This is a genomic window from Agromyces mariniharenae (genome assembly GCF_008122505.1).
Taxonomy (GTDB): Bacteria; Actinomycetota; Actinomycetes; order Actinomycetales; family Microbacteriaceae; genus Agromyces; species Agromyces mariniharenae.
On sequence record NZ_VSSB01000001.1, the window covers coordinates 559536 to 582602 of the forward strand.

General features: G+C 72.3%; 20 protein-coding genes, 1 tRNA gene and 1 other RNA gene. 8 read left to right on the plus strand and 14 right to left on the minus strand.

What is annotated here, in order from left to right:
• Nucleotides 1-97: 97 nt before the first annotated feature.
• Nucleotides 98-1372, minus strand: coding sequence for an aspartate kinase (locus tag FYC51_RS02565; RefSeq protein WP_148732115.1), 1275 nt, complete (start codon nucleotides 1370-1372; stop codon nucleotides 98-100).
• Between the two features lie 157 nt (nucleotides 1373-1529).
• Between FYC51_RS02565 and FYC51_RS02570 the strand changes: the two genes are divergently transcribed.
• Together FYC51_RS02570 and FYC51_RS02575 are read left to right on the plus strand one after the other, a co-directional pair.
• Nucleotides 1530-2024, plus strand: a complete 495-nt coding sequence (locus FYC51_RS02570) for a hypothetical protein (RefSeq protein ID WP_148732116.1) — start codon at nucleotides 1530-1532, stop codon at nucleotides 2022-2024.
• A gap of 56 nt (nucleotides 2025-2080) precedes the next feature.
• Nucleotides 2081-2575: a hypothetical protein gene (locus tag FYC51_RS02575; protein WP_148732117.1), complete on the plus strand. Its 495-nt coding sequence runs from the start codon at nucleotides 2081-2083 to the stop codon at nucleotides 2573-2575.
• A 25-nt stretch (nucleotides 2576-2600) separates the two neighbouring features.
• Here the strand turns inward: FYC51_RS02575 and FYC51_RS02580 are convergent, their stop codons facing one another.
• The 3 genes from FYC51_RS02580 to FYC51_RS02590 form a co-directional block, all read right to left on the minus strand.
• Entirely contained in the window at nucleotides 2601-2960 is a 360-nt protein-coding gene (locus FYC51_RS02580) for a nuclear transport factor 2 family protein (RefSeq protein WP_148732118.1), read from the minus strand.
• A gap of 61 nt (nucleotides 2961-3021) precedes the next feature.
• Nucleotides 3022-3618 carry a recombination mediator RecR gene (gene recR, locus FYC51_RS02585; protein ID WP_148732119.1) on the minus strand — a complete coding sequence of 199 codons (597 nt, stop codon included), beginning with the start codon at nucleotides 3616-3618 and terminating at the stop codon, nucleotides 3022-3024.
• Nucleotides 3619-3621: 3 nt separating this feature from the next.
• A complete protein-coding gene (locus FYC51_RS02590) occupies nucleotides 3622-5994 on the minus strand; it encodes a DNA polymerase III subunit gamma and tau (RefSeq protein ID WP_148732120.1) in 2373 nt (790 codons plus the stop codon).
• A 101-nt stretch (nucleotides 5995-6095) separates the two neighbouring features.
• Here FYC51_RS02590 and FYC51_RS02595 point away from each other — a divergent pair, with 101 nt between their 5' ends.
• On the plus strand, nucleotides 6096-6470 hold the full coding sequence (locus FYC51_RS02595) for a TraR/DksA family transcriptional regulator (RefSeq protein WP_148732121.1): 375 nt from the start codon (nucleotides 6096-6098) through the stop codon (nucleotides 6468-6470).
• Nucleotides 6471-6506: 36 nt separating this feature from the next.
• On the opposite strand, the gene FYC51_RS02600 is transcribed toward FYC51_RS02595, so the two are convergent.
• From FYC51_RS02600 to pta, 4 genes are all read right to left on the minus strand, one after another.
• Complete coding sequence (locus FYC51_RS02600) at nucleotides 6507-7922, minus strand: MFS transporter (protein ID WP_148732122.1); 1416 nt, start codon at nucleotides 7920-7922, stop codon at nucleotides 6507-6509.
• Nucleotides 7919-8497: an ArsR/SmtB family transcription factor gene (locus FYC51_RS02605; RefSeq protein WP_148732123.1), complete on the minus strand. Its 579-nt coding sequence runs from the start codon at nucleotides 8495-8497 to the stop codon at nucleotides 7919-7921. The genes FYC51_RS02600 and FYC51_RS02605 overlap by 4 nt, the downstream gene beginning before the upstream one ends.
• 62 nt (nucleotides 8498-8559) lie before the next feature.
• Nucleotides 8560-9768 carry an acetate/propionate family kinase gene (locus FYC51_RS02610; protein ID WP_148732124.1) on the minus strand — a complete coding sequence of 403 codons (1209 nt, stop codon included), beginning with the start codon at nucleotides 9766-9768 and terminating at the stop codon, nucleotides 8560-8562.
• The gene (pta, locus tag FYC51_RS02615; RefSeq protein WP_148732125.1) at nucleotides 9765-11927 is read right to left on the minus strand and encodes a phosphate acetyltransferase; all 2163 of its coding nucleotides are present in this window, start codon (nucleotides 11925-11927) and stop codon (nucleotides 9765-9767) included. Before pta ends, FYC51_RS02610 begins: the two co-directional genes overlap by 4 nt.
• Before the next feature lie 235 nt (nucleotides 11928-12162).
• Between pta and ffs the strand changes: the two genes are divergently transcribed.
• The 3 genes from ffs (at nucleotide 12163) to FYC51_RS02630 (ending at nucleotide 13429) form a co-directional block, all read left to right on the plus strand.
• An RNA gene (ffs, locus tag FYC51_RS02620) (signal recognition particle sRNA small type) lies at nucleotides 12163-12259 on the plus strand.
• Nucleotides 12257-12344, plus strand: a tRNA-Ser gene (locus FYC51_RS02625). Before ffs ends, FYC51_RS02625 begins: the two co-directional genes overlap by 3 nt.
• A gap of 617 nt (nucleotides 12345-12961) precedes the next feature.
• Nucleotides 12962-13429: a hypothetical protein gene (locus tag FYC51_RS02630; protein ID WP_148732126.1), complete on the plus strand. Its 468-nt coding sequence runs from the start codon at nucleotides 12962-12964 to the stop codon at nucleotides 13427-13429.
• Between the two features lie 5 nt (nucleotides 13430-13434).
• Here the strand turns inward: FYC51_RS02630 and FYC51_RS02635 are convergent, their stop codons facing one another.
• The gene (locus FYC51_RS02635) at nucleotides 13435-14115 is read right to left on the minus strand and encodes a GNAT family N-acetyltransferase (protein ID WP_148732127.1); all 681 of its coding nucleotides are present in this window, start codon (nucleotides 14113-14115) and stop codon (nucleotides 13435-13437) included.
• Nucleotides 14112-16019 (minus strand): helicase HerA-like domain-containing protein, encoded by a 1908-nt coding sequence (locus FYC51_RS02640; protein ID WP_148732128.1) that lies wholly within the window; start codon nucleotides 16017-16019, stop codon nucleotides 14112-14114. Before FYC51_RS02640 ends, FYC51_RS02635 begins: the two co-directional genes overlap by 4 nt.
• Before the next feature lie 99 nt (nucleotides 16020-16118).
• On the opposite strand from FYC51_RS02640, the gene ligD reads away from it, so the two are divergent.
• Both ligD and FYC51_RS02650 read left to right on the plus strand, forming a co-directional pair.
• On the plus strand, nucleotides 16119-17363 hold the full coding sequence (gene ligD / locus FYC51_RS02645) for a non-homologous end-joining DNA ligase (RefSeq protein WP_148732129.1): 1245 nt from the start codon (nucleotides 16119-16121) through the stop codon (nucleotides 17361-17363).
• 40 nt (nucleotides 17364-17403) lie between these two features.
• Complete coding sequence (locus tag FYC51_RS02650) at nucleotides 17404-18258, plus strand: aminoglycoside phosphotransferase family protein (RefSeq protein WP_238476179.1); 855 nt, start codon at nucleotides 17404-17406, stop codon at nucleotides 18256-18258.
• Between the two features lie 23 nt (nucleotides 18259-18281).
• On the opposite strand, the gene menC is transcribed toward FYC51_RS02650, so the two are convergent.
• From menC to FYC51_RS02670, 4 genes are all read right to left on the minus strand, one after another.
• Entirely contained in the window at nucleotides 18282-19508 is a 1227-nt protein-coding gene (menC, locus tag FYC51_RS02655) for an o-succinylbenzoate synthase (protein ID WP_148732130.1), read from the minus strand.
• A complete protein-coding gene (locus FYC51_RS02660) occupies nucleotides 19508-20404 on the minus strand; it encodes a hypothetical protein (RefSeq protein WP_148732131.1) in 897 nt (298 codons plus the stop codon). Before FYC51_RS02660 ends, menC begins: the two co-directional genes overlap by 1 nt.
• Complete coding sequence (locus FYC51_RS02665; protein WP_148732132.1) at nucleotides 20401-21675, minus strand: saccharopine dehydrogenase family protein; 1275 nt, start codon at nucleotides 21673-21675, stop codon at nucleotides 20401-20403. The genes FYC51_RS02660 and FYC51_RS02665 overlap by 4 nt, the downstream gene beginning before the upstream one ends.
• A 537-nt stretch (nucleotides 21676-22212) precedes the next feature.
• Nucleotides 22213-22776, minus strand: coding sequence for a hypothetical protein (locus FYC51_RS02670; RefSeq protein ID WP_148732133.1), 564 nt, complete (start codon nucleotides 22774-22776; stop codon nucleotides 22213-22215).
• Nucleotides 22777-23067: the final 291 nt, after the last annotated feature.

Consider the following 23067-nt stretch of genomic DNA (forward strand, 5'->3'; position numbering starts at 1 on the left):
CGCGCGACGCCCGATGACGTCGATCCGCAGGCCTCTGGCAGGTTTTCCGCGAAGTGCGGCAGTCGACGGATGCCGCGTCGATCCGAGCGAGCGGGTGCTACCGGCCCGTGCCGGCGTGCACGACCGCATCTTCCTCGGCATCGAGCTCGAACGCCGAGTGCACTGCACGGGCGGCGGCGTGGACGCTGTCGGCGCGCGTCACCACGGAGATGCGGATCTCGCTCGTCGAGATCATCTCGATGTTGATGCCCGCTTCGTAGAGCGCCTCGAAGAGCCGCGCCGAGACGCCGGTCGCCGACCGCATGGCCGCGCCGACGAGCGAGAGCTTGCCGATCTGGTCGTCGTACTGCAGCGACGTGAAGCCGACCGCGTCCTGCGCGTTGGAGAGCGCCGTGAGGGCGCGCTCGCCGTCGGACTTCGGGAGGGTGAACGAGATGTCGGTGCGTCCGGTGGAGGCGGCCGAGACGTTCTGCACGATCATGTCGACGTTGGCGTTGGTGTTCGCGACGATCTTGAAGATCTTGGCGGCGACGCCGGGCACGTCGGGCACGCCGACGACCGTGATCTTCGCCTCGGTCAGGTCGACCGCGACACCCGCGATGACGGACTCTTCCACAGCTGCTCCTTCGGGAAGACGCGAGGGGTCGTAGACGATCGTCCCCTCGCTGTTGTTGAACGACGAACGCACGTGCAGGGTGACGCCGTGGCGGCGGGCGTACTCGACCGCCCTGATGTGCAGGACCTTGGCTCCAGATGACGCGAGCTCGAGCATCTCCTCGCTGGTGATCCTGTCGAGCTTGCGCGCCTTCTTCACGATGCGCGGATCGGACGTGAACACGCCGTCGACGTCGGTGTAGATCTCGCAGACGTCGGCGTCGAGCGCCGCGGCGAGCGCGACGGCTGTCGTGTCGCTGCCGCCGCGTCCGAGTGTGGTGATGTCACGGGACTCGCGGCTGAAGCCCTGGAAGCCCGCGACGATGACGACCGCGCCGTCGTCGAGCGCCTCGCGGAGTCGCACCGGGGTGACCTCGACGATGCGCGCGGCGCCGTGCGTGGCATCCGTGATCATGCCGGCCTGGCTGCCGGTGAACGATCGGGCCTCGTGGCCCATGCTCTTGATCGCCATCGCGAGGAGCGCCATCGAGATGCGCTCGCCGGAGGTGAGGAGCATGTCGAGCTCGCGAGGCGCAGGGATGGGCGTGACCTCGTGCGCGAGATCGAGCAGCTCGTCGGTCGTGTCGCCCATCGCGGACACCGCGACGACCACGTCGTTGCCCGCCTTGCGCGTCTCGACGATGCGCTTCGCGACCCGCTTGATGCTCTCCGCGTCCGCGACGGACGACCCGCCGAACTTCTGCACGATCAAGCTCACGTAGGCGCTCCCGAGGTGGATTGCGGCCGGGGAGGTGTGCACCCGGCGCCGGAAGGTCCATCATACGGCGGCCGGTATGCGGCCCCGGCAATGTGACGGCTGCGTGAAGCCCCGCCGTCCTCCCCGGTTCCGCGGGATGCGCCGGTAGCATGCGTGCATGTCGGAGGCGCTCGAGGGGTGGTCGGACTTCAACGTCGCGATGGTCGGGGCGACCGCCGCCCTGGCCGGTCTCCTCATCGTCGCGATGTCGGTGAACATCGCCGAGATCATGAAGTCGCCCACCCTGCCGCCGCGCGCCGCGGCGTCGATCGCCGCCCTCGTGCTCGCACTCACCGCGGGCGCCTTCGGGCTCGTGCCGGGGCAGCCTTCGATCGCCTACGGCATCGAGGTGCTCGTCGCCACGGTGCTCGCCGCGATCTTCCAGTGGCACGCGATCCGGGTCGTCGCGCGCGAGGACCACGTTTCCGCGACCGACCGGATCCTGAAGAGCATCGCCGGCATCCTGCCGATCGCCGCCTTCACCGGGGGCTCGTTGCTCGTGATCGCAGGCGTCCTCGAGGCGGGCCTCATCACCATGGCGGTCGGCTCGGTGCTGAGCATCATCGCCGGCCTGCTCTTCTCGTGGGTCGTGCTCGTCGAGGTGCTGCGGTAGGGCGGATGCCGCGTCACCCGTGGCCCCGGGGTCGGGCCGCGGCGTAGAGTGCGGCCATGTCCGAACTCGCCGAGGACTGGTCGCAGTTCAACGTGGCGATGGCCGGCGCCACGGCGGCGTTGGCAGGCCTGCTCATCGTCGCGATGTCGGTGAACCTCAAGGCGATCATGGCTTCGAGGTCGCTTCCGGTCCGCATGGCGACGGCGCTCACGACGCTGCTCGTGGCGCTCGCGGCCACGGCGCTCGGGTTGGCTCCCGGGCAGCCGGCCTGGGCCTACGGCCTCGAGGTGTTCGTGGGCGCGAGCCTCGCGGCGGCGTTCGAGGTGCGGGCCATTCGTGCGATCATGCACGACCAGGTGCTCGCGACCGTGCGGCGGATGGCGAAGTCGGTCGCCGGCACGGTGCCCATCACCAGTTACCTCATCGGCAGCGTGCTGCTCATGACCGGCTCGGTCGCCGCAGGGCTGTGGTTCTTCGCCGCGGGTGCGATCCTCGCGATCGCGTCGGCGATCCTCCACTCGTGGATCGTGCTCATCGAGGTGCTGCGCTGACGGCGATCGCCGGCGGATGCCGCCCTCAGTCCTTGTGCGCGCGCGGCATGTACCACTCGGTGTACTCGGTGGCGCGGCCATCTTCGGCCAGCCGGATGATCCACAGGTTCAGGTAGTCCTTCTCGGCCGGGTACGCGGTGCGTCCCTGCACGACGACGAAGTCGTCGTGCTCGTCGAGGATCTGCCAGTCGAAGCTCCACGTGCCGGGCTCGTCGAGGTCCTCGAGCCAGCCCGCCACGATCGCCTCGCGACCCCGCCGCGGCTCGGCGTCGGGGGCGGTCAGGTAGGCCGCGTCATCCGTGAACAGCGCCCCGATCTGCTCGGGATCGTTCGACTCCCATGCCGCGACGTATCCCGCGACCCATTCCGCACCTCTGCTCGCCATGCGTCCGTTTCTACGCGTACCCTCCGACATCCACAACCGCGCCGGGGGGGCTTGCGCGGGCTCAGCCGACAGTGCGACGGCCCTCGAAGGCGCGGCCGAGCGTGACCTCGTCGGCGTACTCGAGGTCGCCGCCGACCGGGAGGCCGGACGCGAGGCGGGTGACCCGGATCTCGAGCGTGGTCAGCAGGCGACTAAGGTAGGTCGCCGTGGCCTCGCCCTCGAGGTTCGGATCGGTCGCGATGATGACCTCGCTCACCGTGCCGTCGGCGAGGCGCTGCATGAGCTGGCGGATGCGCAGCTCGTCGGGCCCGATGCCGTCGATGGGGCTGATCGCGCCGCCGAGCACGTGGTAGAGCCCGCGGAACTCACGGGTGCGCTCGATCGCGACGACGTCCTTCGCCTCCTCGACGACGCAGATGAGGCTGGGGTCGCGTCGCGGATCGCGGCAGATCGAGCACGTCTGCTGCTCGGACACGTTGCCGCAGATCTCGCAGAACCGCACCTTGTCGCGCACCTCGAGCAGGATCTCGGCGAGGCGGCTCACGTCGAAGTGCTCGGTCTGCACGATGTGGAACGCGATGCGCTGCGCCGACTTCGGGCCGATGCCGGGCAGGCGCCCGAGCTCGTCGATCAGTTCCTGGACGATGCCCTCGTACACGTGCTACCCGCGCTCCCCGAAGCCGGGGCGGCCCGGCGCCTCGACCTCTTCGAGGAACGTCGCCCCGAGCACCTCGCGCACGACGGCCTCGCCGTAGCGCTGGATGCCGTCGGCGGGTGCCGAGCCGGATCCGCCGCGCGACACGGCCGACGGCGGGGCGGATGCCTCGACGACGATCTCGGGTGCCGGGCCCGGGTCGAACGGCGGCTCCTCGTCTTCGGGCGGCGCGTCGGCATCGTCGGGAACGTCGTCGATGGGTGCCGTCGGAGCGGACACCGGCGAGGACGACCGAGCGGACGCACGTGCCGACACCGGCGCAGGCGCGGGGGGTGCAGCGACCGCGGTCGCCGTGCCGCCGTGGCCACCCGCCAGGACCGCGGAGCTCTCGGGCGCGGACGCGACATCGGTCGCGACGTCGCCGCCCGGGATGGCGACCGTGGCCCAGGTGTCCACGGGCGCAGCCGGGCCGGATACCGGCTTCGCGGCGCTCGACGACGGTCGACGCTCCCCGCGGGCCGACGGTGCGGAGGCGGCACCACCGCCGGGTGCGCCCGACGCCGACGTGCTGGACTCCCCCGCCGGAGCGGTGTCGGATCCGACGGGCGACGTGCGCGACCCGGCAGGGGGCGTGCCCGACCCCACTGGCGGCGTGCCCGATCCGGCTGGCGCCGAAGCTCCTGCGCCGGGCGGCGTGGTTGCCGCACCGCCGCGGCCGGGCCCCTCGACCTTGGCGATGAACTTCACGGTCACGCCGAGCACCTCGGCGATCGCCGCCCGCAGGAGCTCGCTGACGCTCTGGCCGGGGGCGCCGCCGCGGAAGCCGGCGACGTCGTGTTCGCTCGGGAACGCGAGCACGAGCACGTCGTCGTCGCGGAACTCGCGCACCTGCGCCGTGAACGCGACCATCCACGCGCTGCGCTTGGTTCGCTGGAGCGAGGCGAGGACCTCGGGCCAGGCGTCGCGCATCTGCTGGAGCGTGACCGGACCGACCGGTTTCGGCTTCGCCGCGGGGGCGGGCGGCGCCGAAGCGGCCGGCGCCGCGGGCTCGGACGCTCCAGCGCCCGGCTCGCTCGCCGCGGCAGGTGCCGCCGCCGCAGGCGGTGCCGAAGCCCGCGATGCAGCCGCACTCGGCGCCGCCGGCGCACCGGCCGTCGACGGCGCGGCCGCCGACCGCTCGGGCACCGTGCCCGCGCCGTCGGTCGCGGCATCCGTGACCCCGACGCGACGCTCGAGTCGCTCGACGCGGGCCAGCGCCCCGCGCTCGGTGTCGTCGCTCGACGGGACGAGCACGCGGGCGAGCATGAGCTCGAGGTGGAGCCGGGGCGACGTGGCGCCGGTCATCTCGGTGAGGGTCTGGTTCACGAGGTCGGCGACGCGCGAGAGCTCGGCGGGACCGAAGGCCGTGGCCTGCGCGGCCATGCGGGCGAGCTCGTCGTCGGGCACGCCGCGCAGCACCGCCTTCGCCGCCTCGGGCGACGACGCGGCGACCACGATGAGGTCGCGGAGCCGCTCGAGCAGGTCTTCGACGAAGCGGCGCGGGTCCTGCCCGGTCTGCACGACCCGGTCGGCCGCGGCGAAGGCACCCGCCGCGTCCTTCGCGCCGATGGCGTCGACCACCTCGTCGAGCAGCGCGCCGTGCGTGTAGCCGAGCAGCGCGACCGCGCGCTCGTAGTCGATGGTCGTGCCCTCGGAGCCGGCGATGAGCTGGTCGAGCAGCGAGAGCGTGTCTCGCGGCGACCCGCCGCCCGCGCGCACGACGAGGGGCAGCACGCCCGGCGCGACCTCGACGCCCTCTTCGGTGCAGAGCTGCTGCACGTACTCGAGCATCGGCCCGGGCGGCACGAGCCGGAACGGGTAGTGGTGCGTGCGCGAGCGGATGGTGCCGAGCACCTTGTCGGGCTCGGTCGTGGCGAAGATGAACTTCACGTGCTCGGGCGGCTCCTCGACGAGCTTGAGCAGCGCGTTGAAGCCCTGCGGCGTCACCATGTGCGCCTCGTCGAGGATGAAGATCTTGTAGCGGTCGCGCGCGGGCGCGAACACGGCGCGCTCGCGCAGGTCGCGGGCGTCGTCGACGCCGTTGTGGCTCGCCGCGTCGATCTCGACCACGTCGAGCGAGCCGCCGCCGCCACGGGAGAGCTCGACGCAGCTGGGGCAGATGCCGCACGGGACATCGGTCGGGCCCTCGACGCAGTTGAGGCAGCGCGCGAGGATGCGGGCCGAGGTGGTCTTGCCGCACCCGCGGGGGCCGCTGAAGAGGTAGGCGTGGTTGACCCGATCGGTGCGGAGCGCGGTCATGAGCGGCTCGGTGACCTGCGACTGGCCGATCATCTCGGCGAACGTCTCGGGCCGGTAGCGGCGATAGAGGGCGGTGACCACGCCTCAATCGTAGTTGCCGCATCCGACACGGCGTCCGGGGCGTTGACAGCCCGATGGGGGTGGCAGGGCGTAGCATGCGGTGATCATCGGAAAGGGGCGAGATGACGGCGACGACGATGACCCCGGCGCAGCTCGCACGGTTCGAAGCACGGCTCATGGCCGAGCGCGCCGACGCCGAGGAGCGCCTCGCGGAGTTCGACGACGCGATGGCCGAGGTGCGCACCGCCAGGTCCGACGCCACGGCCGACGACGAGCACGACCCCGAGGGTCCGACCATGACGCAGGAGTGGTCGCAGCGCACCGCGGTGCTCGCCGACGTGCGGGCCGAGCTGGCCGAGGTCGACCGCGCCCTCGCCCGCATCGCCGACGGCAGCTACGGCATCTGCCAGCGCTGCGGCAAGCGCATCACGGTCGGGCGGCTCGACGCGCGTCCCACGGCCGTGCTCTGCATCGACTGCGCCCGGCTCGTCGGCTGACGAACCTGGGCGGGTCGCGCCGTCGCGGCGGCTGCCTCACCCGCCGGGCGTGAGCTGCGCCGCGGATGCCTCGGCCGCGACCTCGGGCGCATCGGTCGCCGATTCGACGGCAGCCGCGCTCCCGTGCGCGCGAGCGGAGGTCAGCCCCGAGAACGAGCGCAGGAAGAGCGGGCTCCCGCCGAGCACCAGGTAGAGCAGCGCGGCGCCCGCGACCGTCGCGGTGATGCCGAACGCGTCGACCGAGAGGCCGCCGAGCAGGGCGCCGAGGGGCATCGACGCCGCGACGCCGGCCGTCGTCGCGCCGAACACCCGTGCACGCATGCCGTCGGGCACCTCGCCGTACATGGCGGTGGCGATCATCGGGTTCAGCGCGCCGGCCGCGAGTCCGGATGCCGCGAGCACCGGCAGGAGCACGGGCAGCGGCGCGCCGAGCGCCATCGCGAGATAGGGCGGCGTGCCGGCGAGCACGAAGCAGACGGCGAACATCGGGCGCCCCGACCAGCGGTGCGCGACGAGCCCGAAGAGCGCCGAGCCGGCCAGCGCACCGGCCGCGAAGCATCCGACCATGAACCCGAGCACGGCCGGGTCGTCGAGCACGCGGGTCGCGTACACGGGCTTCAGCACGGTCATGCCCGCCGCGTCGATCGCGTTCGTGAGCGTGACGAGCAGCACGATGGCGCGCAGCAGCGGATGCACCGCGATGAAGCGGATGCCGGCGACGAAGCCGCCCTTCGCGGACGCGTCCTCAGAGCCCTCGCCGCCGGTCGCGGATCCGTCGGTCGCCGATCCGTCGGTCGCCGCCGCCCTCGCGATGCGCCTCGGGACGAAGCACAGCACGAGCAGCGCCGAGATCGCGAACCCGATCGCGTCGACGATGAGCGCGGGCGCCGGCCCGGCGAGGGCGACGAGCGCGCCCGCCGTGCCCGCCCCGACCATCGTCGCGGTGCGCTGGACGGTGGACTGGGCGCCCGCGGCGCGGGCGAGCGGCATCCGTGCCAGGGCGGCCAGGTCGGGCACGAGCACGGTCTTCGCGGTGTCGCCGGGCGGGTCGAGCAGGCCCCCGAGGAATACGAGCGCGAGCAGCACGCCGAACGGCAGGCCGACCGTGGCCCAGAGGACCGGGATCGCGATGATCGTGAGGCCGCTCGCGACGTCGGCGACGATGCTCGACAGCCGGTATCCGAAGCGGTCGACGAGGACCCCGCCGAGCGCGCCGCCGATGACGAGCGGCACGGTCGCGAACACGCCGGCGACGCCGGCCGCGAGCGGCGATCCGGTCTCGGTGAGCGCGATGATCGGCACCGCGATCATCGCGATGGCGTTGCCCGAGAGCGAGAAGAACTGGGCAGCGAAGAGCGCGAGGATCGGGAGGCGCCGGCGCGGGGCATCCGTCGCGTCGTGCGTCATCGCTTCGGGTGCGGCGGTCGTAGCGGCGTCGGTCGCGGCGCTCATCGCGTGGTCCTCGGGAAGGTGTGGGTCATCCAGCGCACCGAACGCGTGCCGGGTCGCGGCTCGCGCCCCTTCGCCCACCACTTCTCGCGCACGGCGGCGAGCTCGGCGCTGAGCTCGCGGAACTCCTCGAGCGTGAGCTGCGCCGCCCCGTCGGACGAGTCGGAGACCGCCACCCACTCGGGCTCGAGCGTCATCTCGGCGTCGAGCGCCTCGAGCAGTTCGCGGTGGTAGGAGTCGAGCACGGTGCGGCGCATGGCGTCGGAGGCCTCGCGGCGCTCGGGATCGTCGAGGAACTCCTCGCTGCGCGTGCTCGTCATCTCATGGGCGGCGCGCCACCAGCGCTCGCGGCCGTCGCGCTCGAGCTCTGGCGCCGGCACCACGAAGCCGTGCTTCGCGAGGGTCGCCAGGTGGTAGCTCACCGACCCGGATGCCGCCCCCGTCGACTCGACGAGCATGCCCACCGACTTCGGACCCTCCACGCGGAGCAGCCCGAGGATGCGCAGTCGCAGCGGATGCGCGAGGGCCCGCATGGGACCTGCTTCGTGGAGGTCGATGGAGCTTCCGTGTTCGGCCATGCGCTCATGCTAGCTCTGCAAGAGTTCTTGCACAACACTTCTTGTACAACTGGATTCGCCGGTCAGGCCTCCACGACCTCGAGCGTCTGCCGCGCGATCTCGAGCTCCTCGTTCGTCGGCACGACGAGCACCGCGACCCGCGAGGCATCCGTCGAGATGCGCCGCGCCCCGCTCCCCCGCTCGCGGTTCGCCTCCACGTCGACCTCCACCCCGAAGCCCTCGAGCCCGCCGAGCGACCACTCGCGCACGAGCGCCGCGTTCTCGCCGACGCCCGCGGTGAACACGATCGCGTCGACGCGCCCGAGCTGGGCCGCGTACGCGCCGACGTACGACCGGATGCGGTGCGTGTACACCTCGAGCGCGAGCGTCGCCGCGTCGTCGCCGTCCTGGCTCGCGGCGACGAGGTCGCGCATGTCGCGGTGGCCGCCGAGGCCGAGGATGCCGCTGCGCTTGTTGAGCAGGTCGTCGATGCCGTTCGCGTCGAAGCCGGCGCGGTGCTGCAGGTACGGCAGCACCGCCGGGTCGATGTCGCCCGACCGCGTGCCCATGACGAGCCCCTCGAGCGGGGTCATGCCCATGCTCGTCTCGACCGAGCGTCCACCCGAGACGGCGCAGGCCGATGCCCCGTTGCCGAGGTGCAGCACGATCATGCGCAGCTCCTCGATCGGCCGGCCGAGGTACTCGGCCGCCGCGCGCGACACGTAGCGGTGCGACGTGCCGTGGAAGCCGTACCGCCGCACGCGGTGCTTCGCCGCGACCGCCCGGTCGATGGCGTACGTGTATGCCGCGGGCGGCATCGTCTGGTGGAACGCCGTGTCGAACACCGCGACGTGCGGCACGTCGGGGAAGGCGCGCTGCGCGGCCTCGATCCCCTCGAGGTTCGCCGGGTTGTGCAGCGGCGCGAGCGGCGCGAGCTCGTCGATGTTGATCTTCACGAGATCGGTGATCACGGTCGGCTCGAAGAAGCGGGCGCCACCCTGCACGACACGGTGTCCCACCGCCACGGGCGCGTTCACCTCGAGCGAGGGTCCGGTGCCCGCGAACGCGTCGAGCATCACGTCGAAGGCGGCCGAGTGGTCGGGCACCTCGACGTCGGCCTCCCACGTGCCCGCCGCGGCATCCGTCGTCTCGTCGCGGTGCTTCGCGTGCCCGCCGTTCGCGTCGCCGATCCGCTCGATGAGTCCGGTGGCCAGCGTCGTGCCGCCCTCGGCCTCGATGAGCTGGTACTTCAGCGACGAGGAGCCCGAGTTGATGACGAGGACGACGCTCACGAGGCATCCGCCGCCTGGATCGCCGTGATGGCCACGGTGTTCACGATGTCCTGCACGAGCGCGCCGCGGGAGAGGTCGTTGATCGGCTTGTTGAGGCCCTGCAGCACCGGCCCGATCGCCACCGCGCCCGCCGAGCGCTGCACCGCCTTGTACGTGTTGTTGCCCGTGTTGAGGTCGGGGAAGATGAACACGGTCGCCCGGCCGGCGACATCGGACTCGGGGAGCTTCGTGCGCGCGACCGCTGCGTCGGCGGCGGCGTCGTACTGGATCGGACCCTCGACCGCGAGCTCGGGGGCGCGCTCGCGCACGAGCTCGGTCGCGCGGCGGACCTTCTCGACGTCTTCGCCCGAGCCGGACTCCCCGGTCGAGTACGACAGCATCGCGACGCGCGGCTCGATGCCGAACCGGGCGGCGGTCGCAGCCGACGAGATCGCGATGTCGGCGAGCTGCTCGGCGGTGGGCATGGGCACGATGGCGCAGTCGCCGTAGACGAGCACGCGGTCGGCGAGCGCCATGAGGAACACGCTCGACACGACGTCGACGCCGGGTCGTGTCTTGATGATCTCGAACGCCGGCCGGATGGTGTGGGCCGTCGTGTGCACCGCACCCGAGACCATGCCGTCGGCGAGCCCCAGCGCGACCATCATGGTGCCGAAGTACGACACGTCCTGCACGGTCTCGCGCGCCTGCTCGAGCGTCACGCCCTTGTGCTGGCGCCGCCGGTGGTACTCGTCGGCGAACCGGTAGACGAGCACGTGGTCGTGGTTCGAGAGCACCGTGGCGCGCGAGATGTCGAGGCCGAGCCCGATGGCCCGCGAGCGGATCTCGATCTCCTCGCCGAGGATCGTGAGGTCGGCGACGTCGCGCGCGAGCAGCGTCGCCGCGGCGCGCAGGATGCGATCGTCGTAGCCCTCGGGCAGCACGATGTGCTTGCGCTCGCGGCGGGCCCGCTCGAGCAGCCCGTACTCGAACATGAGCGGCGTCACGACCTCGGGCCGGGCCACGTCGAGCAGGTCGAGGAGCGCCTGCTCGTCGACGTGCTTCTCGAAGAGCGCCAGGGCGGTGTCGCGCTTGCGCTGCGAATCGGCGGCCAGCCGTCCGCGGGTCTGCGTGATGGCGAGCGCCGTGTGGTACGTGTCGAGCTCGGTGCGGATGATCGGCAGCCCGGCCTTCAGGCCCTCGATGAGCCGCTCCACCGCGTCGGACAGCGGGAAGCCGCCGTTCAGCACGATGCCCGCGATCGATGGGAAGGTCGCGGACGCGTGCGCCGTGAGCACCCCGAGCAGCACCTCGCTGCGGTCGGCCGGCACGACCACGACCGAGCCCTCGATGAGGCGTTCGAGCGCGTGGTCCATCGACATCGCGGCGATCACCACGCCGAGCGCCTCGCGCTCGAGCAGGTCGGGATCGCCCGCGTACAGCTCGCCCTCGACGGCGCGCATGATCGCGCGCATCGACGGCGCCACGAGGAACGGGTCCTCGGGGATCGCCCACACCGCGATGGACTCCTTGGCGAGCGCCTGCCGTCCGGTCACCGCGTCGATGTCCCAGCGCGCCGCCGAGCCCACCTGCTCGACGATCTCGGCGAGCCGGTCGGGGTCGGCGCGGTTCACCACGATGCCGAGGATGCTCGCGTGTTCGCGGGCGAGCTCCTCGATGGCGAGCTCGGTCAGCTGGGCGAGCTCGTCGGCCGTGCGGGAGTCCGCATGGCCGAGGCGCTCCGACGGCGCGCGGCCCTGGCCGACGCGACCGCCGAGCACGAGCAGCACGGGGGCGCCGAGGTTGGCGGCGATGCGCGCGTTGAAGCCCAGCTCGGTCGGGCTCCCGACATCCGTGTAGTCGGAGCCGATGATCACGACCGCGTCGCAGCGCTCCTCGACGGCCTTGAACCGCCGCACGATCGTGGCGAGCGCCTGGTCGGGATCGGCGTGCACGTCGTCGTAGGTGACGCCGACGGCGTCCTCGTACTCGAGCGGCACGACGCCGTCGTGCGCGAGCAGCAGCTCCAGCACGTAGTCCCGCTCCTCGGTCGTGCGGGCGATCGGCCGGAACACGCCGACGCGGGTCGCCCGCCGGGCGAGGGTGTCGAGCACGCCGAGCGCGACGGTGGACTTGCCCGTGTTGCCCTCGGCCGAGCAGATGTAGATGCGGTGCGCCACGGGCTCCAGCCTAGGGCGACGGATGCCGCGGGCGCCGGGTCTTCCGGGTGGAATCCCAGCGCGAGCCAGCGCGACGGCATCGGCTCCCGATCGCGAATGCAGGAACTTCGGTCGCCGCCGCGGCGCGTCGGGCCGCGACACGCCGTCGGCGACGCGATTCCTCCTGCATCACTCGTCGAGCGGATGCCGCGGGCGGCCGCCGTTCATCGAGCCCCTCCGGCTCGGGTAGACTGACTCAGGCTCCTCACGTGGCGCCATCCAGGCCAACCCCCCCAGGGCGGAGACGCAGCAAGGGTAACCGGGCTCTGGCGGGTGCGTGAGGAGTCCCAGGAGGATTCGCCTAGTGGCCTATGGCGCACGCTTGGAAAGCGTGTTGGGTGAAAGCCCTCGGGGGTTCGAATCCCCCATCCTCCGCCAGCAGTACGAACCGGGTGACGCGCAGCAGTCATCTCCGGGGTTCGAATCCCCCATCCTCCGCCAGCAGTACGAACCGGGTGACGCGCAGCAGTCATCTCCGGGGTTCGAATCCCCCATCCTCCGCCAGCAGTACGAACCGGGTGACGCGCAGCAGTCATCTCCGGGGTTCGAATCCCCCATCCTCCGCCAGCAGTACGAACCGGGTGACGCGCAGCAGTCATCTCCGGGGTTCGAATCCCCCATCCTCCGCCAGCAGTACGAACCGGGTGACGCGCAGCAGTCATCTCCGGGGTTCGAATCCCCCATCCTCCGCCAGCAGTACCAACCCCTCGCGAACCCCGATTCCCGGCCTCCGCGAGTGCCGACCGGGACCGATGCGGCCCGCGGCATCCGTGACCCGTCCGCATCCCGATCCCGGCCGTGTCCTCATTAATGCCGAATAGCGGTGCGACGTCCCTCGTTCGATGATGTGAGAGATGTCAACGGCACCGATGGACACGAGGAGTGGGGACGCAGGGGGCTCCTCCGCCGGGCCGTCGACAGTAAGGGGCGACGGCCTCAGGGTGTTCACCCTGAGGCCGCGTCGCACTCTCGGGTGGAGCATCGGCCTCCCCTTCGTGGCCCTGGTGCTTCCGCTGCTGGCCGCCGAGCTCTGGTTGCTCGATCCGAGCGGCGCCTGGCCCGTCGTCGCATGGACCGCCGCGATCATCGCGGCACTCATCATCGCCGCGTGGATCGCCTACCAGCGGACGCAGGCATCGCTCAGCACCTACGGCATCGTGGAGCGCGGGTTCTTCGGCGGTACGTACACCGTGGCCGCCCGCGACATCGCCGGCGTGCTGCGCGTGCAGCTGTACCGCTCGAACAGCCTCGACACCTCGCAGGAGCTCTTCGTCGTGAGCCGCAACGGCCGCGGCGTCTTCCGCATGCGCGGTCGGTTCTGGAACACGGCGACCATGGATCGCGTCGCGCGCATCCTCGGCACCGAGGAGACGGTGCGCCCCGAACCGGTGACGCTGGCCGAGCTGCGCCAGACGGACCCCGAGCTGCTCTACTGGTTCGAGCGCCGGTCGCTCAGCCGCTGACCGCGTCAGCTCGTCGCGATGCCCAGCAGCGGCGCGTCGGGCCGGCTCGACGGAAGCTCGTGGAACCCGAGCCGGTCGTAGAACGCCCGCGCGGCGGTGTTCGCCGGGTCCATGCCGAGGTGCACGGCCGCGACCCCCTGCTCGGCGAGTGCGGCCCGCAGCGTGTCGATGAGCCGTCGCCCGAAGCCCTGTCCCTGCAGGTCGGGCAGCAGGTCGATGTGCAGGTGCGCCGGGTACGCGTCGACCTCGGGGATGAGCATCCGGTTCGGGTCGGCGCCCGCCGCGAGCAGCTGCTCCTCGGTGTAGCCCGGGTTCCGGCCGGTCGGAGGTCCTGCGTGCGGATGCCGCGTGCGGAACGCCGGGCCCCACTCCCGCGTCCACCACTCCACGAACGCCCGGGTGTCGGCCACGCCGAGGATGTAGCCGAGCGCACGCCCCTTCCCGTCGTCGACGACGAACGCGAGGTCGGGCGCGTACTCGACGTACGGCAGCGCGAACACCTCGGGCATCAGCGCGTCGTCGGAGTACACGCCGGTCGCGTCGCCGCCGCCCGCGGCCGTGCGCAGGCAGATCTCGAACACCGCGTCGCGGTCCTCGCGACGGTAGGGACGGATGAACGGCTGCGCCGGGGCCGTGTCCGCGGCGCGCGGCTCGCCGACCGCGGCATCCGGGCGCTCGCCCGTCACCGGCGCCGCCGGGTGCCGAAGATGCCCTCGACGACGCTCGTGAGCACGTCGCGCGTGGCCTTGGAGCCGAGGACCTGTTCGAGGACCGACTTGTCGGCCGCCCGCGAGCGCGACGAGCTCGACCGCGAGGTGCCCGACGTGCGCTTCATGAGGCGGTCGTACTCGGCCTGCGCGGCCTTCTCCTCCTTGGCGCGCTGCTTCTCGACGGCGGCCTGCTGCTTCGCGAACTCGGCGTCGGCCTCGGCCTTCGCCGCGGCATCCTCGGCGGCCTGCGCGGCGGCCGCGGCGGCGTTCATCTTCGCGGTCAGGAGCTCGTGCGCCGACTCGCGGTCGACGGCGGTGCCGTACTTCGGGGTGAGCGGCGAGGCGGCGATCGCGGCGTCGATCGCGGCCTCGGGCGTCGGGGACATGAGCGCCTGGGGCGCACGCAGGCGTGTCCACGCGACGGGGCTCGGCGCACCCTTCTCGTTCATGACGGTGACGATCGCCTCGCCGGTGCCGAGGGTCGTGAGCACCTCCTCGAGGTCGTATCCCGACTTCGGGTAGGTCGAGACGGTGGCCCGCAGCGCCTTGGCGTCGTCGGGCGTGAACGCCCGCAGCTGGTGCTGCACGCGCGAGCCGAGCTGCGCGAGCACGTCGGCGGGCACGTCCTTCGGGGTCTGCGTGACGAAGAAGACGCCGACGCCCTTCGAGCGGATGAGCCGGACGGTCTGCACGACCTGCGCCAGGAAGTCCTTCGACGCGTCGTTGAACAGCAGGTGCGCCTCGTCGAAGAAGAACACGAGCTTGGGCTTGTCGAGGTCGCCGACCTCGGGCAGGTCGTTGAAGAGGTCGGCGAGCAGCCACATGAGGAACGTCGAGTACAGGGCCGGCCGGTCGGCGACGCCGGGCACCTCGAGCAGGCTCACCATGCCGCGTCCGTCGGATGCCACGCGCAGGAACTCCGCCGTGTCGATCTCGGGCTCGCCGAAGAACACGTCGGCACCGGCCTCGGCGAACGCGACGAGCTCGCGCAGGATCACGCCCACGGTCGCCTTCGACAGCCCGCCCAGCCCCTCGAGCTCGGCCTTCCCCTCGTCGCTCGTGAGGTACTGCAGCACGGCGCGGAGGTCCTCGAGGTCGAGGAGCGCGAGGCCGTTGTTCTCGGCGTAGTGGAAGACGAGCCCGAGGCTCGACTCCTGCGTGTCGTTGAGGCCCAGCACCTTGCTGAGCAGCAGCGGGCCGAATCCCGCGACCGTGGCGCGGATCGGCACGCCCGTGCCGATGCCGCCGAGGGAGAAGAACTCAACGGGGAAGGATGCCGCGGACCACACCTGCCCGATGCCCTCGGTGCGCTTCAGCAGCTTCTCGTTCCCCTCGCCGGGCGTCGCGATGCCCGAGAGGTCGCCCTTGATGTCGGCGGCGAACACCGCGACGCCGTTCGCGGCGAGCTGCTCGGCGAGCACCTGCAGCGTGCGGGTCTTGCCCGTGCCGGTCGCGCCGGCGACGAGGCCATGTCGATTCGTCATCGCGAGCGGGATGCGAACCGGCACGTCGGGCAGGGGGTCGCCGTTGACGAGCGCGCCCATCTCGAGCGCGGCGCCGTCGAACGCGTAGCCGTCGCGGATCGCGGCGACCTGCTCGGCGTCGAGCGGGCCGGATGCCGCGGGGGCGGGCGGTGCGGCGGGGGTCGATGCGGCGGGTGCGACGGGGGTCGATGCGGCGGGTGCGGCATCCGTCGCCGTCGCCTGGGCCGTCGCCGCGGCATCCGCGGCCGCCTGCTGCGCGTCGAGCGCCGCCTGCGCGAGCGCCGCCGCCTCCTCGGCCTTGCGGATCGCCTCCTGCGCCTGCGCCTGCAGCGCCTCGGCTGCTGCCGCTGCGGCCTCCGCCGCCTCCTGTGCCTGCTTCACCGCGTCGTCGGCCATGTGCCGATCCTAGCGACGGGGTCGTCACCCGCCAGAGGGAGCGCGCCACGCCGGGCGCGGGGGTTCCTCGTGCCCGGCGGTCGTGCCTAGGGTGAAGGCGTGAGTCCAGCCAAGGACGACGCCGAGCTCCTCGAGATCGACGGTCGCGAGGTCCGCGTCAGCAGCCCCGGCAAGGTCGTGTTCCCCGAGCCCGGCCTCACCAAGCTCGACCTCGTGCGCTACTACCTCGCGGTCGCCGACGGGGCCGTGCGGGGCGTCGCCGGACGGCCGATGGTGCTGAAGCGATTCGTGAAGGGCATCGACCAGGAGGCGTTCTTCCAGAAGCGCGCGCCCGAGAAGCGGCCCGACTGGATCGAGACCGCGACGCTGCACTACGCCTCGGGCAACTCCGCCGAGGAGGTGGTCGTGAACGATGCGGCGGCGCTCGCCTGGGTCGTGAACCTCGGATGCCTCGACCTCAACCCGCACCCGGTGCGCGCACCCGACCTCGACCACCCCGACGAGCTCCGCATCGACCTCGACCCGATGCCCGGCGTCGACTGGGCGCAGATCGTCGACGTCGCGATGCTCGCCCGCGACGTGCTCGAGGACGTCGGCCTCGTCGGCTGGCCGAAGACGTCGGGCTCGCGCGGCATGCACATCCTCGTGCGCATCGAGCCGCGCTGGGACTACCGACAGGTGCGGCTGGCCGCAGAGACGTTCGCCCGCGAGGTGGAGCGGCGGGCGCCCGGCCTCGCCACCGCACGGTGGTGGAAGGAGGAGCGCGGCGAGAGCGTGTTCGTCGACTTCAACCAGAACGCGAAGGATCGCACCGTGGCATCCGCCTATTCGGTGCGACCGCTGCCCGACGCCCGCGTCTCGACACCGCTCGACTGGGACGAGGTGCCGCGGTCACGTCCCGAGCGGTTCACCGTGCCGACGGTGCTCGCGCGCTTCGCCGAGCGCGGCGACCCGCACGCGGGCATCGACGACGCCGCCGGTAGCCTCGACGCGCTGCTGGCCCTCGCCGAGGAGCTCGGCCCGGCCGAGAAGCCACCGCGGGCGGGCGACGGATCGGGGCGGCGGCAGTCCACGATGCCGCTCATCGAGATCGCGCGGGCCAAGACGAAGCCCGAGGCGCTCGAGGGGCTCGAACGGTGGAAGTCGCGGCATCCCGACGTCGTCGCGAAGCTGGAGCCGGCCGACGTGCTCGTCGACGGCATGCGCGGATCGAGCTCGCTCTGGTATCGGATCCGGGTGAACCTGCAGCACGTGCCCGAGGGCGAGCGGCCCCAGCAGGAGCCGCTCGAGGTCGACTACGACCCGTGGGCCCGGTACCGCAACGCCGACGGAACGATCGGCTGATGCGCCGGCCCGCCCGCCCCGCCCCCGCGGGGGTGACGTCGTGAGCGATCTCGGTCCGGTGAACCCCGGGTACGCGGCCGATGTCGAGTGGCTGCGCCGGTGGCGGCTCCGACCCGAGGGCGATCCGCGGACGACCGCGTCGAGCCTGCTCATCCGCGCCCGCACCGAGACGGGCGACCCGGTCATGCTGAAGATCGCGCACTCCGAGGAAGAGGCCCGAGGCTCGGAGCTGCTCGCGGCGCTCGACGGTCACGGGGTGGCTCGCGTGCTGCGCCGTGAGGGCGAGGCGACGCTCGTCGAGCGCGCGACCGGCGGACGGAACCTCGTCCGGATGGTGCGAGCCGGACGCGACGACGAGGCGACGCGCATCATCTGCGAGGTCGCGAAGCCCATCCACGAGGCGACGGCCGACGTGCTCGCATCGGCGTCGCCGCCCGAGCTCATCGACCTGCCGACGTGGTTCCGCCACCTCTTCGCGTACGCCGACGACTTCGGCGCCTTCCACCGTCGCGGCGCCGACATCGCCCATGCACTGCTCGACGATCCGCGCGACGAGACCGTGCTGCACGGCGACCTGCATCACGGCAACGTGCTCGACTTCGGCGAGCGCGGCTGGTTGGCGATCGACCCCAAGGGGCTGCTCGGCGAGGCCGCGTTCGACGCGTGCAACGTGCTCACGAACCCGTCGCACGAGCGCGCCCTCGCACCTGGTCGGCTCGAGCGCCAGTTCGCCGTGGTGCTCGCGACCACAGGGATCCCGCCGGAGCGGATGGCGCGCTGGTTCGTCGCGTGGTGCGCGCTCTCGTCGACGTGGTTCGCGCTCGACGACGACCCCGGGCTCGCGGCGTCGGCGACGACGCTCGGCGAGCGAGCGCTCGGGCTCGTCTCCTCCTAGGGCCCCGGATGCCGCGGCCGCGGTCAGCCCGTGATCGAGACCGGGGCGGCGGCCGCCCAGTCACGCACGAGGTCCTCGCGCACGGTGACGCCCGTGCCCGGGGCATCCGGCACGCGGAGCTGCCCGCGGTGCTCGCCGTCGCCGAGCACGAACGGCTCGGTGAGGTCCTCGGCGAAGTAGCGCGCCGAGGCCGACGTGTCGCCGGGCAGCGTGAAGCCGGGCAGCGCGGCCAGCGCCACGTTCGCGGCACGGCCGACCCCCGTCTCGAGCATGCCGCCGCACCACACGGGCACGTCGAGCGCGCGGCACGCGTCGTGCACGCGCAGCGCCTCGAGATAGCCGCCCATGCGACCGGGCTTGATGTTCACGATGGACGTCGCCCCGCGGTCGATCGCGTCGACGGCGGTGGTCGTGTCGACGATCGACTCGTCGAGGCAGACGGGCGTCTCGCACGCCTCGGCGAGGCGCACGTGGGCGGCGATGTCCTCCTCGGCGAACGGCTGCTCGATGAGCAGCAGGTCGAACGCGTCGAGCTGCGCGAGCAGCGGGATGTCGTCGGCCGTGTACGCGGTGTTCGCGTCGACCTGCAGCAGCCCCTTCGGCCCGAGCTCCTCGCGCACCGCGCCCGTCGGCACGAGGTCCCAGCCGGGCTTGATCTTGAGCTTGATGCGGCGGTAGCCCTCCTCGACGTAGCCCATGACCTCGTCCATGAGCTCCTCGAGCGTCGGCGCGATGCCGACCGAGACGCCGCAGTCGACCCACTCCCGCTCGGCCCCGAAGAACGCGCCCATCGACCGGCCCTGCGCGCGCAGCTCCGCGTCGAGCACGGCCGCCTCGAGCGCGCCCTTCGCCATGCGGTGGCCGGCGACGAACGCGAGCGACGGCGCCACGGATGCCGCGAGCGGCACGGATGCCCCGCGCGAGCCCGGTCCCTCACCAGCGGGGCCGCCCGCGGCATCCGTCGCCCTGCGGTGCTCGTCGACGTGACGGCCGTGCCCCGCGATGAGCGCCGGACCGAGGTAGCGTTCGATGACGGATGCCGCGCCGTCGACGTATTCGCCCGAGTAGAACGGGTCGCGCCCCGCCACGCACTCGCCCCAGCCCTCGCCCGCGTCGGTCAGCGCGCGCACGAGCAGGACCTCGCGGACGGTCTCGCGTCCGAAGGAGGTCTCGAACGGGCGGACGAGTGGCACCTCGATGCGGTGCAGCTCGATGCGCTCGATGGTCGGCACGGTGTTCACGGCGTTCATCAGGCCTCCCGGTCGGGGTCGTCGTGGGTGAGGACGTAGTCGCCCGCGGCGTCGAGCTCGACGCGCAGGGTCGGGTCGCGCTCGAGCGCCGCGAACACGTCGCGCGACGCCTCGCGGAGGCGGGCCGACGACTCGGGATCCGCCACGCGCACCTGCTCGTAGTCGGCGACGAGCGCGAGGTGCCCCTCGGCCCGCCACTCGGGCACCGGGCCGCGGGCGAGCGCCCGTCGCGTGCGCGGCGAGTCGAGGCGCCAGCGCACCTCGAACCGGTCGCTGCGGTCGGCGCCCGTGATCTCGTCGTCGAGCTCGCCGTAGAAGTCGGGCAGGAACGCGATCACCTCGGCGCCGAGCCGCACGAGGTTCATGCGGGCGTTGCGGCGGATCAGCGGATCATAGGTCCAGCGCACCTCCTCGACGCCGTGCGCGAGGCAGATCGCGCGCTGCCGGAGCTTCAGCGCGAGGCCGATGCCCCGCCCCCGCGCCGCTGGGTCGACCGCGTTCATGTGCGAGTGGATGTGGAGGCCGTCGTTCCAGCCGAGGAAGCCGAGGACGGCGCCGAGCGGGAGGTCGGGGGCGGCAGCGTCGTCGCGGGCGGCAGCGTCGTCGCGGGCGGCAGCGTCGTCGCGCGCGGCTGCGTCGTCGGTGGCGGCAACGGTGGCCGCAGCGTCGTCGGGCACGGCCACCAGCACGGTGGCGCCCGCGTGCTCGATCGCCTGGATCATCGCGTGGTCGGGTCCGCGTCCCACGCCCCAGGTGGACTCGAACCGGGCGAGCACGCCGCCGATCTCGTCGGGACGGGCGGCACGCGTGCGCAGGCCGGCACGTGCGTCCGCGGCATCCGCCGTGGCCTCGGCGTCGGCGATCACCGACGCCGGAAGCCCCGGCGAGTCGATCACGCGAGCCGGTCCTGCATGCCCCAGGCCTGACCGTAGCCGCCCTCGAGCTCGTTGCGTGCCATCAGGTCGAGGAACGGCTGCGCGTCGAACGCCTCGGGGCCGAGCACGCCACTGCCCGACCAGGTGCCGTCGGCGAGGAGCTCGAGGGCGATGACCGGGTTCAGGGCGGTCTGCCAGACGACGCCCTGGGCGTCGTACTCGGCCATCGTCCACTCGTTGTCGGACACGTGGTACAGGTACACCTCGCGCGGCGCTCCGTCCTTCCCGATGCCGGTGACCCACAGGCCGGCGCAGGTCTTGCCGGTCATCCGCGGCCCGATCGTGGCCGGGTCGGGCAGCGCCGCCGCGACCACGTCGCGGGGAGCGACCTCGACGGGGCCGTTCGCGCTGCGCACCCGCACGGGTGTCGTGGAGTCGAGCCCGAGCAGGTGCAGGGTCTTCAGCACGTTGATGAACTCGTCGCCCAGGCCGTACTTGAACGTGACCCGCTTCGCGTCCACCCACCGCGGCATCAGGAGCACCTCCTCGTGCTCCACGTTCACGCACTCGACGGGGCCGATGCCCTCGGGGAACTCGAACACCTCGGGCTCCGAGAACGGCGGCGTGGTGAACCAGCCGCGCTCCTCCTCCCACACCACCGGGGGGTTCAGGCACTCCTCGATGGTGGTCCAGATCGAGAACGACGGGGCGAAGATCTCGTTGCCCTCGTCGTCGCGCACCACCAGGTTCGCGCCGTCGCGCGTGCCGAGCTCGTCGATCTCGCCGAACAGGTGGTCGGCCGCGTACCGGGCGAACACGTCGCTGAGCCCGGGCTCGACGCCCATGCCCACGAGCGCGAGCCGACCCGCCTGTTCCCAGTCGCCGGCCTGCGCGAACTGGTCGTCGCCGAGCTTGACGCCGGTCTCGCGGTAGGGGTCGGTCGGATGCGGCTCGGACAGGCTCATCGCCATGTCCAGGTAGTCGGCCTCCGCCGCCAGCGCGCCCGCGAAGATCGACGGCACGAACTTCGGCTCCACGGCGTTCATCACGTGCGTCGCGCGGTGCTCACGGGCGACGGATGCCACGACCTCGGGATCGGACGCGTCGATCCGTGCGGTGGCGAACCGCGCCGCGACGTCGTCGCCGTGCCGCCGCCGGATCCAGTCGACCGTGCGCTGCGCCCGGGACTCGTCGTAGTCGCTCACCACGAGCAGCTCGAAGAACGACCGACGAGCCGCGATCTTCGCGATCGCATCACCCACGCCACCAGCACCGACCAGCAGGATCCGCATGCTCCGACGCTATCGCTCCCTCGGCGACCCGTCGATGGCGGGCCGTCCGGCGTCCGGGACGCGCCGGACGGAACGTCCCGCGCCGCGGCGGCAGGGGGTCCGGGGGCGTGTCGACGTCGGCCTGACGGATGCCGCGGGCGCGCGGCATCCGTGACCGAATGCAGGAAGTTGTGGGGGTGGTGCGGCGTGCCGCCGCCCGACACGCCGCACATCACGTCGAAGTTCCTGTATTCGTGCTCGACGGCCGCGCCGGAGGCGGCCCCAAGGTGCGGTTCGTTCGGGCATCCGAGGCTCCGTCCAGGAGTCCGTTCGGGGGTCCGTCCCGGGCTCCGTCCGAGAGTCCGTTCGGGAGTCCGTCCCGGGCTCCGTCCGAGGCTCCGTCCAGGAGTCCATTCGGAAGTCCTTCCTGGAGTCCGTCCCGGGCTCCGTCCTGGAGTCCGTTCGGGAGTACGTCGCGGGCCCCGCCCGAGGCTCCGTCCAGGAGTCCACTCGGAAGTCCGTCCCGGGCCCCGCCCGAGGCTCCGAGAGGGATCGAGCTCAACCGATGACGGGATCGAGGCCGCGACTCCGGCGCACGACCTTGGCGTCCTCGACCGTGCGCGTCACCGCCTCGAGCACGGTCGGCCAGTCCTCGAGCACATGTCGGGCACTCGGCCGGACGACGGGGATCCCGAACACCTGCGCCACGAGCGTCCGGTCCCGGTCCGCGAAGAACTCGCCCGAGCCGGAGTGGAACGCCCGGCCGTCGACCTCGAAGAGCACGCAGCCGTCGATCACGCCGTCGTACCGTCCGAATCCGGCCAGCGGCACCTGCGCCTGCACCTGGAAGCCATGCGCGACAAGGCGTCGCACGAACAGGCTCTCAGGTCCGGACTCCGTGTGGCCGGTGAATCCGTCGACCAGTCGGGCGGCCGTTGCGGGCAGGGACGCGATGATCACGTCGACGTCTCGACGCGTGACCACCCGCTCGTGGATCGCGGAATCGATCGCGGCGCTCGCATGCTCGGGGTCCATGCAGCGCACGGCGTCGGCGAGGGCCGTGTGCGGCGACACGATCCAGTCGAGTGCATTGCGCTCGGAGCGATCGGCGGCCCAATGCACGCGGGGTGGGTCATCCGACGCGAACCTCGGCGGCGGAGCGCCTCGCATTCGGTCGAGCACCGACGGATGCCACACGCCGACGTTGTTCGTCGCAACGAGCTCGGCGTCGGGCTGGAGGCGAGACGCGGTCCGTGGCACATGGAGATGCAGCCGGAGGTCCACGCCCGCCCAGACCCCGTATCGTCGGAGCGCGCTCGAGCACCCCAGGCGACCGCCGACGGCGATCGCGCGCAATTGATCCTGGTCGGCGGACGCTGATGCGACCCACCCGTGCCGAGGTCGCGCCACGAC

Coding starts and splice junctions, on each gene's coding strand:
- FYC51_RS02570 (WP_148732116.1), top strand. CDS start 1,530: ATGTCGGAGGCGCTCGAGGGGTGGTCGGACTTCAACGTCGCGATGGTC.
- FYC51_RS02575 (WP_148732117.1), top strand. CDS start 2,081: ATGTCCGAACTCGCCGAGGACTGGTCGCAGTTCAACGTGGCGATGGCC.
- FYC51_RS02580 (WP_148732118.1), bottom strand. CDS start 2,960: ATGGCGAGCAGAGGTGCGGAATGGGTCGCGGGATACGTCGCGGCATGG.
- FYC51_RS02595 (WP_148732121.1), top strand. CDS start 6,096: ATGACGGCGACGACGATGACCCCGGCGCAGCTCGCACGGTTCGAAGCA.
- FYC51_RS02600 (WP_148732122.1), bottom strand. CDS start 7,922: ATGAGCGCCGCGACCGACGCCGCTACGACCGCCGCACCCGAAGCGATG.
- FYC51_RS02605 (WP_148732123.1), bottom strand. CDS start 8,497: ATGGCCGAACACGGAAGCTCCATCGACCTCCACGAAGCAGGTCCCATG.
- FYC51_RS02640 (WP_148732128.1), bottom strand. CDS start 16,019: ATGGCCGACGACGCGGTGAAGCAGGCACAGGAGGCGGCGGAGGCCGCA.
- menC (WP_148732130.1), bottom strand. CDS start 19,508: ATGAACGCCGTGAACACCGTGCCGACCATCGAGCGCATCGAGCTGCAC.
- FYC51_RS02665 (WP_148732132.1), bottom strand. CDS start 21,675: ATGCGGATCCTGCTGGTCGGTGCTGGTGGCGTGGGTGATGCGATCGCG.